Origin of the sequence: Tenacibaculum sp. 47A_GOM-205m (assembly GCF_000518405.1) — a bacterium.
In the GTDB taxonomy this organism is placed as follows: domain Bacteria; phylum Bacteroidota; class Bacteroidia; order Flavobacteriales; family Flavobacteriaceae; genus Polaribacter; species Polaribacter lutimaris.
Genome location: NZ_JADN01000004.1, coordinates 356,878 through 371,721 on the forward strand (window position 1 = coordinate 356,878; position 14,844 = coordinate 371,721).

Consider the following 14,844-nt stretch of genomic DNA (forward strand, 5'->3'; position numbering starts at 1 on the left):
CTATTTAACCATGAAAACCTGTATTGAGTATTTATTATTTAATGGTTAAAACTAATGTCTTAAAAACATAATACAATGAAGAAAGTTTATTTTTTACAAACTTGTGATACTTGCCGAAGAATTTTAAAAGAAGTGAATCTTGATGGATTTGAAAAGCAAGAAATAAAAACCCAACCAATTACTGTTGCTCAGTTAGAAGAAATGCGTGCTATGACAGATAGTTATGAGAGTTTATTTAACAAAAGAGCAAAATTGTACAAAGAAATGGATTTGAAAAATCAAAATGTTACTGAAGCTGATTATCGTCAGTATATTTTAGATGAATACACGTTTTTAAAACGTCCTGTTTTTATTGTTGATAACCAAATTTTTATTGGGAACAGTAAGAAAATAGTAGAAAGCTTAAAAGCTATACTTGACTAAATAAAAACTCCGACAAAAATTGTCGGAGTTTTCTATATAATCAAGGTTAGATTTACTAAATTTCCCTTCAACTTCGCTCAGAGAACTTAGAAGTATTTTAATTTGAAGCAATACTTTTATTTTTTGTAGATGCTTCTACCATAGCTGATAATTCATCCATTGTAAGGTTGGTTTTAATTCCTAATAAAACTAACTCATCTGTATTATCATGAACATTAACAATAATTTCTTTAATACGATCTTTGCTTTCTCTAAAATATACTGTAACTCTCTCTTTTCCATCTTTCACTCTAACCAAAGTTTTTAATTTATTTTTTCTAGCAAACTTTTGAAAGTCTTTTTGAACAGAAACCATGTTGTTATTAAACACCATGATTTTATAGTTTTTAGATTTCTTTAAAAACACTCCAAATTCATCAGTGTCTTCATCAGAGATGAACATGTTAGCAAAAAAACTAGGAATATTTAAAGATACTTCAGCTTTATCTTTATTAGATTGATAGAATTCTTTAAAGTTTTGTTCTTGTGCAAAAGCAGTACTTAATATAAAAAGGCAAAAAAAGATAGTTACAATTCGTTTCATAATAATAGTGTTTTAAATGAAGACGACACTAATAAGAATTTGTTACAAACAAAAAAGCCTTAACTTATTCAGTTAAGACTTTTTAGTTGGCCCACAAGGACTCGAACCTTGAATATCGGTACCAAAAACCGGTGTGTTACCATTACACCATGGGCCAATGTTTACAATGCAAATATAAAAACAAAGTTTTATATTTAGAAATCATTAAACACTTTTTATAAAAAAATCCTCACGAAGTTCGTAAGGATTTTGTTGGCCTACAAGGACTCGAACCTTGAATATCGGTACCAAAAACCGGTGTGTTACCATTACACCATAGGCCAATTGCTTATTGCGGGTGCAAATATAAAACAAAGTTTTATTTCAACAAATTTTTTATACTTTTTTTTGTTTACTTCTTTTTAAACCTCTTAAACTTCATTTAACAGAACTTTATACTGGAGGTTATTTTAGAGAAACCGTTAAAATTATATTTTTGTTTTCAACGAAAAAATCATTAGTAATTAATACATTCGTACTTTATATCTAGATAAAAAACTATGACTGAGCCTAACTATAAAAAGTGGAACATCATTTTAGGATGGGTTTCATTTGCAATAGCGTTAATTACCTACACCCTAACCTTAGAACCTACAGTAAGTTCATGGGATTGTGGTGAATATATAGCAACCGCAGTAAATTTAGAGGTAGGACACCCTCCTGGAGCTCCTTTATTTCAAATGTTAGGTGCTTTTTTTGCTATGTTTACTAGCGATCCTAGTCAACTAGCTAAAATGGTAAACTTTATGTCTGCTTTAGCCAGTGCCTTCACTATTTTATTTATGTTCTGGACCATTACTAGTTTAGCTAGAAAAATGGCAATAAAAAATGGGAAATTTAGTAAAAATGAAGCTATTGCTGTATTAGGTAGTGGTTTAGTAGGAGCTTTAGCTTACACATTCTCAGATAGTTTTTGGTTTAGTGCTGTAGAAGGTGAAGTGTATGCCATGTCTTCTTTCTTAATGGCTCTACTATTTTGGTTAGGATTACGCTGGGAAAGTGAGTTAAATACTCCTAGAGGAAATAAATGGTTAGTTTTAATAAGTTTTGTGGTAGGGTTATCTTTTGGTGTACACATCTTATCATTGCTTGTTATTCCTTCAATCGTTTTAGTATATTTCTTTAAAACCTATAAGAACATTACTGTAAAAACAACAGCTATTGCAACGTTAGTGGCAATTTTAGTATTAGCTTTTGTGTTTAAGTTTTTATTCCCTTTTACTTTAAAGTTCTTTAGTGCGTCTGAATTATTTTTTATTAATCAGATAGGCTTACCATATAACACAGGAACCATTATTGCCGGATTAGTATTGATAGGATTATTCTTTTACGGATTAAAATACACACGTAAAAAGAATATGGTTACTGCAAACACCTTAGTGCTTTCTGTATTATTTATCATGATTGGATTCTCGTCTTGGTTAATGTTACCTATTCGTGCTAATGCTGACACGATTATCAACGAAAACAATCCATCAAGTGCGCGTGAATTGTTAGCATACTACAACCGTGAGCAATACGGTGATGCTAATGTTTTTTATGACAATTACTACTCTGTTGTTTTTGACAGAGAACTAGATGCGGAAAACCCATATAAAGATGACAAACCTAAATATGAAAAAATAGATGGAAAGTATGTTATTGTAAACAGATACAAAAACGTACTTCCTAACTATTCTAGTAAACACAAAGGATTCATTCCTCGTATGGTTAATCCTGCTTCGGAACAACAATACAAAAGCATTGCTGGAATTCCTGCTCGAAGTAAAAGGCGCCCAACCTTTTTAGAAAACATAAAGTTTATGGTCGATTATCAATTTGGCTATATGTATGGGCGTTATTTTATGTGGAATTTTGTAGGGCGTCAAAACGATATTCAAGGACATTTGGATGTTGAAAACGGAAACTGGTTAAGCGGTATTAATTTTATTGATGAAGCCCGCTTAGGTTCACAACAAAACCTTCCTGATGATGTAAAAAACAACAAAGGACGTAACACCTACTTCTTTTTACCTTTTATTTTAGGTCTTATTGGTTTGTTGTATCAACTTAATAGAGATAAAAAGAGCTTTTATGTATTAACCTTATTTTTCTTATTTACAGGATTAGCCATTATATTTTACACTAACCCAAAACCATTTGAACCACGTGAACGTGATTATGCGGTAGTTGGTTCGTTTTATGTTTTTGCTATTTGGATTGGTTTTGGAGTACTTGCCCTTTATGATTACTTTAAAAAGTATACTAACAAACGTGTAGTTGCTATTGCAACTTCTGTAGTTTCATTAGTAGCTGTTCCTGCACTAATGGGCTTCCAAAACTGGGACGATCACGATAGATCAGACCGTTATTTAGCACAATTAAATGCACAAACTTATTTAGAAAGTTGTGATCCAAATGCTATTATTTTCACCATTGGTGATAACGATACATTCCCTCTATGGTATATGCAACAAGTTGAAGGTGTACGTAGAGATATCAAAGTTGTAAACACAAGTCTTTTTCAAACAGATTGGTATATAGATCAAATGAAAAAGAAAACGTATACAGCCGATCCTATTCCATCACAATTAACGCACGATCAGTATAAGTACGGAACATTAGATATGGCGTACTATTATGAGATACCTCAATTAAAAGATTCTGTTCTTTCTATTAGTGACTTTATGCGTTGGATAGCTAGTGATAACGACGCTACCTATTTAGATGCAGGAGATGGTGCTAAAGAAAAATTCTATCCAACCAATAAAATCCGTATTCCTGTTAATAAAGAAAATGCATTAAAAACAGGGCTAGTAGCAGCAAAAGACGCTGATAAAATGGTAGATTATATTGACATTACTGTTGATGATAGAGGCTTATCAAAAGCACGTTTATTAATGCTAGACATCTTAAACAATTTCGATTGGAAACGCCCTCTTTATTTCACAGGTGGTGCCAATGCTGATGAAGAATACATTTGGTTGAAAGATTACTTACAATTAGACGGAATGTCGTACAAACTAGTTCCTATTAAAACTTCTAATGAAGGACAATCTATTTTTGAAATGGGACGTATCGACCCAGAAAAAATGTATGCTAATGTTAAAAAATGGGATTGGAAAACTATTAATAATGGAGAAATTTATTTAGACGAGCAAAGTAAACGTAACGCTATTTCATTACGTAATAACTTAATTCGTTTATCGGAAGAATTTTTACAAAAAGGTGATTCTGTAAATGCAAAAGACGTGTTAGATTTATCCTTACACAAAATGCCTATTAGAGATTTTGATCACTATAATTTCTCTTTAGGATATCCAGAATTGTACTACCGTATTGGTGACATTGATAAAGCACGTGAAACTGCTGAAACATTGATTGACATTTTTCAACAAAAACTACAATACTATATTACTTTTAAACCTAAAGATCTTTATCTTGTAGAAGATAACATACAAACGAATTTATACATGTATCAAAACATTATTCAGCAAATTGTACGTTATGACAAAGACGAAGAATACGGTAAAAAAGCATTCCAAGACTATATGGTTCACGAAAGATTCTTTAGAGCTCCTACCGAAGAAGAGTTAGAACTAGAACAATTAGACTCTATAAAACCTTAATTAATGAGGTTCTATTTTATAAAAACGCCACGTATACTTAAACATTTATTTGCTAAGTATACGTGGTCTTTTTTTTCTGGTAGAAAAGAAATCTTTCTAACTTTTGATGATGGTCCTATTCCAGAAGTAACGGAGTTTGTACTTGATCAACTTCAACAATTTAATGCGAAAGCCACTTTTTTTTGTATAGGTGACAACATACTAAAACACCCAGCTGTTTTTTCAAGAATAGTTAACGAAGGACATTCGGTAGGTAATCATACTTTTAATCACTTAAACGGCTGGAAAAATAGTGATACGGCTTATATTGAAAACACTAGTAAATGCGAAAGCTTATTACCACGTCAAAAAACAAAATTATTTCGTCCTCCATATGGAAAAATAAAAAGAAAACAAGCCAAACAACTTCTTGCCAGCGGTTATAAAATTATTATGTGGGATGTATTGTCAGCAGATTTTGATCCGACTATCACTAAAAAAGAATGTTTAAAAAACGTACTTAATAATACAAAAAATGGAAGTATTATCGTTTTTCACGACAGTATAAAAGCTAGTGAAAAGCTGTACTATGCACTACCAAAAGTACTTCGAGAATTTTCGGAAAGAGGTTACGAATTTAAGGTGATTAATTAAACGTATTGCTGCACCAAACCTATTAATGTGTTTGCATCTTGCTCACCTGTTTGACGCCACTTCATTTCCCCATTTTTGTAAATCATAAATGTAGGATTTCCCTTTACACGCAAAGCTTCAGCAAGAATTTCATTCTTTTTAATATCAATTTTGATAACTTTAGCTTTATCACCCAAAGCAGCAGCAACATCACGAAGTGTGTCTAAACTAGGCTCAAACTCACTCCAATCTGCATAAAAATCAATTAACACAGGCTTGTTAATACTTATAATTTCACCAAACTTTGTCATCTTTTGCATAAGTTTAATCACTAAAGAGCCTAAAATTACTAATTTTTTGTTAGGTAAATATTATTTTATTCTTAAAAAATACTGAAAATCAGGCTTTTTTTAACTCTATTACAGTAATTTCTGGCCAAATACCTACTCTTCCAGGAAAAGCATGGTATCCGAACCCTCTGTTTACGTTAATATACCTACCAAACTCTTCATATAATCCAGCCCATTGCTTATACACATATTTTGAGGGGCTCCATTTAAACCAACCTGGGATTTCAATTCCAAATTGTAACCCGTGTGTATGTCCGCTCAGCGTAAGTTGATAATTGTATTCATCTATCTTAACCATATGCTCCCAATGACTAGGGTCATGGGAAAGTAAAATCTTAAAATCTTCTTGCTTTACCCCTTCAGAAGCTTTTGCTAAATCTCCTTTTTTACTAAAACGACCTTTCCCCCAGTTTTCTACACCTATCAACGCGATTTTTTGCCCGTCTTTTTCAATATAACGGTTTTCATTTAATAATAAATCAAACCCTATTTTTGGATGAATATCTTTAATTGCATCAAAGTTTGCTTTTTTATCTCTTGGGCTTTTCCAATCTGAATAATCACCATAATCATGATTACCTAAAACAGAAAACTTACCTTCAGGAGCCTTTAATTGAGAAAAAACAGAAACCCAATCATCCATTTCATGAGCAAAATTATTCACAATATCTCCTGTAAACAAAATCATGTCTGATTGTTGCTCATTGATTAAATCTACTCCATATTGAATTTTCTCATGGTTATCAAAACTTCCAGAATGAATATCGGTGATATGAGATATGGTAAAACCATCAAAAGCTTCGGGTAAATCTTTAAAGCTTAATTGATACTTTAATACTTTGTAATTGTATTTCCCTTTAACCATACCATATAGCATACTTGCAAAAGGTAATGCAGCCAACCCTAAGGCAACCTTTGACACAAAAGCTCTTCTTCCTGCCAAATCTTTGGTTTCTTCCTTAGAAAAAAAAGAAATCCCTTTTTGAACTAATCTCACAACATCTTCACCAAACATCAGTAATAATACCACTAATTTTGGCACCAAAACTAGTAAAAGCAACCCCACAGCCCATTGAAACTTAATTGTTTGTCCAGAGCCTCTATCTGATGTAAGAATTACATAGAAAAAGTTCGCATATACCAACAAGCTTACAAACAACCAACTATACTGTACAATTTTACTTTTAGTAAGTGTTTTTATTGCCTGAAACGCATAAGTTTCGAGCAGAATAATAATTGCTGTTACTATAATAAGTGTTATTACCCAACGAGACATTTACTTCATTTTTAAGGATAAACAAAGATACAGCGAATCTTAAAATTGGTTTTTAACATCTTGTTAAAGTTTTGTAGCTTTACCTTCAAAATTCTTACAAAGAAACAATATCGCCTTTTTACCGTAAGCAAATAGGTATCAACAAATTAATTCAACAGACTCAATATACAACATGGCAGATCAAAAACGACTTTTTCTACTCGATGCATATGCACTAATTTTTAGAGGTTATTACGCTTTCATCAAAAATCCGAGAATCAACTCTAAAGGTTTAGATACTTCTGCTATTATGGGGTTTACAAACTCTTTAATGGACGTAATTAAACGAGAAAAACCAGATTATTTAGCAGTGTGTTTTGATAAAGGCGGTAGTGTTGATCGTGTAGAGGCTTTTGGAGATTATAAAGCCAACCGACAAGAAACTCCTGAAGCTATTCGTTTAGCGGTTCCATATATTGAAAAAATATTGGAAGCAATGAATATTCCTGCTATTATAAAAGAAGGATATGAAGCAGATGATATCATTGGTACACTTGCCAAAAAAGCTGAAAAAGAAGGTTTGCAAACCTATATGGTAACTCCTGATAAAGATTTTGCTCAATTGGTGTCTGATAACATTTTTATGTACCGTCCGCCTCGTATGGGAAATGGATACGAAAAATGGGGTATTGAAGAGGTAAAAGCCAAGTTTGAAGTTGAAGATCCATTACAGGTGATTGACTTTTTAGGTATGATGGGAGATTCTGTTGATAACATCCCTGGGTTGCCTGGTGTGGGTGAAAAAACAGCTAAAAAGTTTATTGCTGCTTATGGTTCTATGGAAGGGTTGCTTGCTAACACTCATGAGTTAAAAGGCAAAATGAAAGAAAAGATTGAAGCCAATGCTGAACTTGGTATGCTTTCGAAACAATTAGCTACTATCATGTTAGATGTTCCTGTAGAATTGGAATTAGATAAACTGATTTTTGAGCAACCTAATATTGAAGCTACCAAAGAAATTTTCACCGATTTAGAATTCCGTCGTCTAACAGAAAACTTCTTAAAAACGTTTGCTTCCGCAGAAGAAAATCAAGCAGACAACCCTTCAGTTGAAAAACCAAAAGCTGCTAAAGCTAGTACTTCAGGTCAATTCGATTTGTTTGCTACTCCGGGTAGTGGAAACACTTCAGAAGAAACCAATATTAACGGATTTAAAACCATTGAAAATACCAATCATTTTTACCAATTAGTAAACTCACCTCTTTCAAGAAAGCTTTTATTAGAAAAGTTATTACAACAAAACTCTGTTTGTTTTGACACCGAAACAACAGGTTTAAAAGCCTTAGAAGTGGAATTGATAGGTATTGCTTTTTCTTGGGAAATTGGTAAAGGGTACTATGTTGTTTTTCCAGAAAATCAAGAAGAAACTAAAACTATTTTAGAAGAATTTCGTCCATTTTTTGAAGCAGAGAATATTGAAAAAATAGGTCATAATTTAAAATACGACATCAAAGTACTGTCAAATTATAACATGCCTGTAAAAGGTAACTTATTCGACACCATGATAGCACATTACCTTATCAATCCAGATATGCGTCATAACATGGATGTACTTTCAGAGACGTATTTAAACTACCAACCTGTTTCTATTACAGAGTTAATTGGTAAAAAAGGTAAAAATCAACTTTCTATGCGTGAAGTTGAATTGCCAAAACAAACTGAATATGCTGTTGAGGATGCTGATGTAACTTATCAGTTAAAAGAACATTTTTCTAAGGAATTAGAAAGCGGAAACGTTACCAAACTGTTCAACGAAGTTGAAACTCCTTTGGTATCTGTATTATCAGCTATGGAAATTGAAGGAATTAACTTAGATACTGACTTTTTAAAGTCCCTATCGGTAGAGTTAACCAAAGATATTCAACAATTAGAGCAAAATATTTACCAGCAAGCAGGTGAAGAATTTAACATTGCTTCTCCAAAGCAATTAGGCCCTATCTTGTTTGATAAATTAAAATTAGTTGATAAACCTAAAAAAACAAAAACAGGACAATATTCTACTGCGGAAGATGTGCTTTCTTACTTAGCTAAAGACCATCAGATAGTGTCAGATATTTTAGAATATCGTCAATATAAAAAATTACAAAGCACCTATGTTGATGCGCTTCCTAACGAAATCAATCCTAAAACAGGAAGAGTACATACCGTGTATGCACAGGCAGTGGCTGCAACTGGACGTTTAAGTTCAAACAATCCTAACTTACAGAATATTCCTATCCGCACAAAACGCGGACAAGAGGTGCGTAAGGCTTTCATTCCAAGAGATGAAAATTACGTGTTATTAGCAGCAGATTATAGCCAGATAGAATTACGAATCATTGCGGCTTTAAGTGAAGAAGAAACCATGATTAAAGCCTTTCAGCACGGTGAAGATATTCATGCTTCAACTGCTGCAAAAGTGTTTAATGTTCCTATTGAAGAAGTAACTCGTGAACAACGTAGTAATGCTAAAACAGTAAACTTCGGAATTATTTATGGAGTTTCTGCCTTTGGATTGAGCAATCAAACCGACTTAACTCGCTCGGAAGCTAAAGAATTGATTGACACATACTATGCAACCTACCCTAAATTGAGAAGTTACATTGCCGAACAAGTAGATTTTGCTCGTGAACACGGATATGTAGAAACTATTTTAGGACGTCGTCGTTATTTAAAAGATATCAATTCTCGTAATGCTATTGTTCGTGGTGCTGCGGAAAGAAATGCCGTAAATGCGCCTATTCAAGGTTCAGCTGCAGATATTATTAAACTTGCCATGATTAACATTTACAAGCGATTTGAGCAAGAAAACTTCAAATCAAAAATGTTATTACAAGTACATGATGAATTGGTTTTTGATGCACATAAAGACGAGTTAGACGTTATAAAACCCATTATTAAACAAGAAATGGAAAACGCTTTTAAAATGAGTGTTCCGTTAGATGTTGAAATTGATACAGGGGCAAATTGGTTAGAGGCGCACTAACACCAACCTCAAAATAACACAAGTATTTTTTCGAAAAGTGCTTGTGTTATTTAATTACAAAAACTTCATTTTGTACTACCCAGTTAGCCCTTAACTTAAGTTCTGTTCCGTAATAAATAATTTGCTCTGGTTGTTTACGTTCTAAGAAATTACCCGTATCCCACACACGGTTATTATTTTTATCAATAATAGCTCTTATAGCATATTCTTTGGGTTCTAACAGGGTAAACTCTATTTTTTTTGATTCTGAAAGATACACTGTTTCTTTCACCTCATCTTTTACCAATAATTGAATAATTACTGGGTATGGTGTTTCCTTTTTAACATCTAATACTATACCTCCATAATCATCCACTGCACGAGTTGTAAACTTGTAATTTAACGTATCGTTGGTAGTTTCGTAAATATCTATAATTCCTTGCGGTAATCCTTTAAAAATGTAACCAAATTTAGGTTTCTTCTCAAACAAGATGGCTAGTTTGTTAATCGATTGCTTTTTTAATTCAAACGCTACCTCAACAGTATCTTTATCTATTAAGGAAAACTTGGATTTATCAATAGAAACAATCGGGTTGTTCGTCTGAATAAACATTGTGTCTTTTAAATGTAAAACACTACCTACATTTGATGACACTGATAAAGAGTCAATCTGTTTTTTTCTTAAAAAGACAGTAACTGTATCTTTAAAGTTTAGGTTATTTACAATAAAGTTTAGCGAATCTCTTTCAATCGGGGTATACCAATAGTTTAGTGTATCCTTATCTTTTTCAAACTGAGAAAATGATTTAAAATCTTGTGGAACTTCAGAAAGTAGTTCAATATTCATATCACTCTGCTTTCCTTCAAATCCAAATTGAATTTTTCCTTTAGTTACTTCTTTCCCTCTTTTAAATTCATACGGTTGAATTTCTTTAAAAAAACGAATTGGCTTGTTTATAATACTATCAGCAGGTAATGTAATCGTATCTGTTACAAAACCTATTTTATCATTTTTACTACTAAAAATATAGTCGTTTGCTTGCTCTTTTAAAGCAAGCATTAAATATTTCCCTTCACGTAAATTACTAAACTCAAAGTTTGTAGAATCTAACGTACTGGTTACATAGTTTGGTTTTTGTTTGTAAATAATTGAGTCGTTGTAAACACTGTCTAACTTATACAATAACACACTTACTTCCTTTACTTCTTTATTATCAAAAGCATCAGTAACAGATCCCTTTATTCTTAACGAATCAATATAGCTCCCTGTAGAAAACACATACTTAAAACTCTCTAATTTGTTGTTTTCATTGTTATCTTGAACTGCGTTTCCGAAGTTAAACGTATACGTTGTATTAGGCTGTAGAGTATCTAATATTTTTATATTGATATACTTACTCGGAGTTCCTTGCGGAGTAATTAGTGGTGGATTTTTCATTGGAGGAGATACCACCAATTGTTTTTGTAAATCTTTTAAAACAATATACTCATCGAAGTAAATACGAATATTATCTTCTTTAAAATGAATGGTTTCGTATGGCGGATTTGCAGTAACCATAATGGGTGCTGTTTCATCTTTTGGTCCTCCTTCGGGTCTTCCTTTACGTGCACAACTACTAATGATAAAAGCAAAAAGTGTTATTAAAATAAGATGTTTATTTTTCACAAACTGATGGTTTTAAATCCAATTTCAAAAGTAGTAAATTAAGATGGAAAGTTATTATGCTTTTTGAGTATACGCCATGGTAGCAACACTAATGGTTATGTTTTTCGTTTTTAATAATTCGTTTGCACAAGCTTCTATCGTTGCTCCAGTAGTAATCACATCATCAATCAATAAAACATGCTTATTTTCAAAAATTGTTGTGTTTGCTAATTTGAATTTTGTTTTGCTGTCAGAAAAACGTTCAAACCGCTGCTTTAATGTTTGTGTTTTAGTTGTTGAGTATCTAATAAGCACGTTTGATTTATATTCAATACCAAGAATTTTGCTTAATGTTTCTCCAAACAACGTTACTTGATTATAACCTCTCTTCCTCTGTTTTTTAGGATGTAGTGGAACAGGGATAATATAATCTATGCCCTTAAAAACATTGGCTTCTACTAAATTATCTCCAAACCACTCACCTATGAACCCTCCTATTTGTGGTTGATTTTTATATTTTAATTGATGAATTAGTTTTTGTGTAATTCCATCTTTTTGATAATATAAAAACGAACGTACATCTTCTATAGGAACTCTACCATAAAAAGTTGACATTAATGTAACATTTATATGCTCATTATCGTCTATAATTGGTAGATCATTTTTACAAAATGTACAAAGAAATTTTTCATTTTGAAGTAATGCTATTTCACAATTTATACATAAATTGGGATAGAATACATAAAATATGTCTTTTAAAAATTGCATCTTTACAAGCCTTTTTTAACAGAAAGATACAAAAAGTAACAGAAAACGATATTTTGAGCACTAAATTTAATTTTTTTAAAGAAGCAGTAAAAAACTACAAAACATCAGGTACGTTTATTCCTAGCTCAAGATATTTGGCTAATAAAATGCTAAAAGAGATTGATTTTACTACTGCGAAAGTAATTGTAGAACTAGGTCCTGGTAATGGAGCTATAACTCATCATATTTTAAACAAAATAAACCCCAATACTATATTAATTTGTTTTGAAATTAATGATGCTTTTTATCAAGAGTTACAAAAGATAAAACACCCTCAACTAATAGTTCTAAAAGCTTCTGCTGAAAAAATTAAAACTGAACTTGAAAAGTTAGGCTACACTAAAGCAGATTATATTATTTCTAGTTTGCCCTTAACTATTATTCCGAAAGAAATTTCTCATGCTATTTTAGTTAAGAATTATAATTTTCTTGCCACCAACGGAGCTTTTATTCAATACCAATACAGTTTAACTTATTACAAGAAATTAAAAGATGTTTTTGGTAACGATATTGACTTAAGTTTTGAACCTTTAAACTTTCCACCTGCATTTATTTACAAATGTGTTAAAAAATAAATAGTATATTAGCACAAAACACAATTATGCATCATCCCCACTAAAAATGATGATCCCTTCAAAAATAAAAAACAATGGCTTTGCTGCCTTTTTGATTCTATTAGTGGTTGTTATAGGAGTTCTTTCCTATCAAAACGCTAGAGATTATTCTGAATTAAAAGCCGTTTTCGAATTAGATAAAGAAGAATTAGAGCAAGAACTTACTACTATTATAGAAGACTACAAGCAAGCTAGTTATAAGAAAAATGAATATTCTTTAAGGTTAAAAGACGAATTAGAAAAAGTTGTTCAACTAAGAGATTCTGTTAAAAACTTAAAAGAAGCAGATTACAGATTTATACGATACTATAGAAAAAGAACAAAAATTCTTATAGAAGAAAACCATAAGCTTTTTGAAAAAATAAACTACCTCAGTAGCATAAACGATGAGTTGCTTTCAAAAAATGATAGTGTTAATCAAGCATTACTTTTTAAAGAACACCAAAACACAAAACTATTTAGTATAAATAATCAGCTAAACAAAGAACGTCAAGTTTTAAAAGAAAAAGTCGCCATTGCTGAAGTTATAGAAATATCTACAATTAAAGCTGAAGCTCTTAAAAAGCGGAAAAATGGAAAATATACTTCTACAACAAGATCAGAAAAAGTAAATGCTTTTAAAATAGAGTTCGATTTGTTAGAAAATAAAGTAGCATCACCAGGACCTAAAGAAGTGCATATTCAAATTACTGATAATAACAATAATGTTGTTGCTCCTATAAAAGAACCATGTTCACACAACAATAAAAAGATACAATGTAGTGATGTTTTTATAACCGATTATAACAATAGCCAAATATCAATAGTATCATTTGTAAATATAAATAACAAAATTAATGCTGGTGTATACCACATTAATACCTTTGTAAATAATATTAATGTAGGCAACAATTCATTAGCTTTAAAATAAAAAATAAACCCCAAAATAGATAGAAAATACATAATATAAATTCAATTCCCCTAAAATCATGACTCATCAAAAAATGAAGAATACGCTAATTATTATATTAGCTATCCTAACTCTTTTCCTAATTTTTTATGCTCAACAAAAATCAAGCGAAAACAAAACACTTAACAACATTTTCTTAGAAGAAAAAGCCGATTTACAGCAAGATCTTGACGAAATGATTAAAGATTACACAGATGTTGTTGTAGGTAAAAAACGTTTGGCTGATAGATTAGAAATAGAGCTAACAAAAATGAAAAGTTTAAGAGACTCTATTAAAGATTTAAAATCTGACAATTTCAATTTAATCCGAAAATACCGAAGAAGAATTGCAACCCTAGAGCGCGAAAACAAAAAGTTATTTATTCAAATAGATTCTTTAAACAGTGCTAACGAAGCCTTAACTCAAGAAAATGTTATTGCTAATGAAATTTTACAACAAAAAGATAGTGTAAATGAAAATTTAGCAGAAAAAAATAAAGAACTAGAAGCTAAAGTAGCTATTGGAGGTATTATTAAAACAAGTCCTGTTAAAGCAGTTGCAATGAAAGAACGTAGTAGCGGAAAACTTACCTCAACCTCTAGATCTAATAGAACTGATGCCTTTCGTATAAATTTTGATTTATTAGAAAACCCTATCACTTCTGCTGGAGAAAAAAGAGTATACATTCAAATTACTGATGAAAACAAAAATGTAATTGCTCCGAAAGGAAAATTTAGTTTAAAAACTGGTGTTAAAATTCAATACACCGATTCACTCGAAGTAAATTACGATAACAATCGCTTAAGCTTAGTTTCTTTAGTATTGGTTAATCGTGACGATATTAAAAAAGGTACTTACGTTATAAGTGCATTTGTAGACGGAGTATACTCTGGAAACACTAAAATCAAGCTTAAATAAAACAATAATTACTTACAATATTTCAACAAAAGTGAAGAGTTAACTAAATTCTTCACT

General features: G+C 31.4%; 12 protein-coding genes and 2 tRNA genes. 7 read left to right on the forward strand and 7 right to left on the reverse strand.

Features of this window, described 5'->3' with window-relative positions; all coding sequences use genetic code 11:
* Window positions 1-75: 75 nt before the first annotated feature.
* Entirely contained in the window at window positions 76-423 is a 348-nt protein-coding gene (locus tag N534_RS0105310) for an arsenate reductase family protein (protein ID WP_028891492.1), read from the forward strand.
* A 97-nt stretch (window positions 424-520) separates the two neighbouring features.
* Here the strand turns inward: N534_RS0105310 and N534_RS0105315 are convergent, their stop codons facing one another.
* The 3 genes from N534_RS0105315 to N534_RS0105325 all read right to left on the reverse strand — a co-directional run bounded on the left by N534_RS0105315 (window position 521) and on the right by N534_RS0105325 (window position 1,329).
* Window positions 521-1,006, reverse strand: a complete 486-nt coding sequence (locus N534_RS0105315) for a DUF4252 domain-containing protein (RefSeq protein ID WP_028891493.1) — start codon at window positions 1,004-1,006, stop codon at window positions 521-523.
* An 86-nt stretch (window positions 1,007-1,092) separates the two neighbouring features.
* Window positions 1,093-1,163: transfer RNA gene (locus tag N534_RS0105320), tRNA-Gln, on the reverse strand.
* A gap of 95 nt (window positions 1,164-1,258) precedes the next feature.
* Window positions 1,259-1,329 (reverse strand) — tRNA-Gln (locus N534_RS0105325).
* Window positions 1,330-1,545: 216 nt separating this feature from the next.
* Between N534_RS0105325 and N534_RS14450 the strand changes: the two genes are divergently transcribed.
* Both N534_RS14450 and N534_RS0105335 read left to right on the forward strand, forming a co-directional pair.
* Window positions 1,546-4,653, forward strand: a complete 3,108-nt coding sequence (locus N534_RS14450; protein WP_081728286.1) for a DUF2723 domain-containing protein — start codon at window positions 1,546-1,548, stop codon at window positions 4,651-4,653.
* A gap of 3 nt (window positions 4,654-4,656) precedes the next feature.
* Window positions 4,657-5,286, forward strand: coding sequence for a polysaccharide deacetylase family protein (locus tag N534_RS0105335; protein ID WP_028891494.1), 630 nt, complete (start codon window positions 4,657-4,659; stop codon window positions 5,284-5,286).
* Here the strand turns inward: N534_RS0105335 and N534_RS0105340 are convergent.
* On the reverse strand, window positions 5,283-5,576 hold the full coding sequence (locus tag N534_RS0105340) for a co-chaperone YbbN (RefSeq protein WP_028891495.1): 294 nt from the start codon (window positions 5,574-5,576) through the stop codon (window positions 5,283-5,285). The two genes, N534_RS0105335 and N534_RS0105340, sit on opposite strands and share 4 nt — an antisense overlap.
* An 88-nt stretch (window positions 5,577-5,664) precedes the next feature.
* Window positions 5,665-6,891, reverse strand: coding sequence for a metallophosphoesterase (locus tag N534_RS0105345; RefSeq protein WP_028891496.1), 1,227 nt, complete (start codon window positions 6,889-6,891; stop codon window positions 5,665-5,667).
* 172 nt (window positions 6,892-7,063) lie between these two features.
* On the opposite strand from N534_RS0105345, the gene polA reads away from it, so the two are divergent.
* Complete coding sequence (gene polA, locus N534_RS0105350; RefSeq protein WP_028891497.1) at window positions 7,064-9,895, forward strand: DNA polymerase I; 2,832 nt, start codon at window positions 7,064-7,066, stop codon at window positions 9,893-9,895.
* A gap of 46 nt (window positions 9,896-9,941) precedes the next feature.
* Here the strand turns inward: polA and N534_RS0105355 are convergent, their stop codons facing one another.
* The gene (locus N534_RS0105355) at window positions 9,942-11,540 is read right to left on the reverse strand and encodes an Ig-like domain-containing protein (RefSeq protein WP_028891498.1); all 1,599 of its coding nucleotides are present in this window, start codon (window positions 11,538-11,540) and stop codon (window positions 9,942-9,944) included.
* A 54-nt stretch (window positions 11,541-11,594) separates the two neighbouring features.
* A complete protein-coding gene (locus N534_RS0105360) occupies window positions 11,595-12,134 on the reverse strand; it encodes a ComF family protein (protein WP_231517304.1) in 540 nt (179 codons plus the stop codon).
* 56 nt (window positions 12,135-12,190) lie between these two features.
* On the opposite strand from N534_RS0105360, the gene N534_RS0105365 reads away from it, so the two are divergent.
* Genes N534_RS0105365 through N534_RS0105375 form a run of 3 tightly spaced genes read left to right on the forward strand, consistent with a single transcriptional unit; the run spans window position 12,191 to window position 14,787 of the window.
* Entirely contained in the window at window positions 12,191-12,901 is a 711-nt protein-coding gene (locus N534_RS0105365; protein ID WP_231517305.1) for a class I SAM-dependent methyltransferase, read from the forward strand.
* Between the two features lie 46 nt (window positions 12,902-12,947).
* Window positions 12,948-13,850 (forward strand): hypothetical protein, encoded by a 903-nt coding sequence (locus tag N534_RS0105370; protein WP_028891501.1) that lies wholly within the window; start codon window positions 12,948-12,950, stop codon window positions 13,848-13,850.
* Between the two features lie 58 nt (window positions 13,851-13,908).
* Window positions 13,909-14,787, forward strand: a complete 879-nt coding sequence (locus N534_RS0105375) for a hypothetical protein (protein ID WP_028891502.1) — start codon at window positions 13,909-13,911, stop codon at window positions 14,785-14,787.
* Window positions 14,788-14,844: the final 57 nt, after the last annotated feature.

What these genes read in the sequence shown, in the direction of transcription:
- N534_RS0105365 (WP_231517305.1), top strand. Translation starts at nt 12,191, where the DNA reads ATGTACAAAGAAATTTTTCATTTTGAAGTAATGCTATTTCACAATTTA.
- N534_RS0105360 (WP_231517304.1), bottom strand. Translation starts at nt 12,134, where the DNA reads ATGTCAACTTTTTATGGTAGAGTTCCTATAGAAGATGTACGTTCGTTT.
- N534_RS0105345 (WP_028891496.1), bottom strand. Translation starts at nt 6,891, where the DNA reads ATGTCTCGTTGGGTAATAACACTTATTATAGTAACAGCAATTATTATT.
- N534_RS0105315 (WP_028891493.1), bottom strand. Translation starts at nt 1,006, where the DNA reads ATGAAACGAATTGTAACTATCTTTTTTTGCCTTTTTATATTAAGTACT.
- N534_RS0105375 (WP_028891502.1), top strand. Translation starts at nt 13,909, where the DNA reads ATGACTCATCAAAAAATGAAGAATACGCTAATTATTATATTAGCTATC.
- polA (WP_028891497.1), top strand. Translation starts at nt 7,064, where the DNA reads ATGGCAGATCAAAAACGACTTTTTCTACTCGATGCATATGCACTAATT.
- N534_RS0105335 (WP_028891494.1), top strand. Translation starts at nt 4,657, where the DNA reads ATGAGGTTCTATTTTATAAAAACGCCACGTATACTTAAACATTTATTT.
- N534_RS0105310 (WP_028891492.1), top strand. Translation starts at nt 76, where the DNA reads ATGAAGAAAGTTTATTTTTTACAAACTTGTGATACTTGCCGAAGAATT.
- N534_RS0105370 (WP_028891501.1), top strand. Translation starts at nt 12,948, where the DNA reads ATGATGATCCCTTCAAAAATAAAAAACAATGGCTTTGCTGCCTTTTTG.
- N534_RS14450 (WP_081728286.1), top strand. Translation starts at nt 1,546, where the DNA reads ATGACTGAGCCTAACTATAAAAAGTGGAACATCATTTTAGGATGGGTT.
- N534_RS0105340 (WP_028891495.1), bottom strand. Translation starts at nt 5,576, where the DNA reads ATGACAAAGTTTGGTGAAATTATAAGTATTAACAAGCCTGTGTTAATT.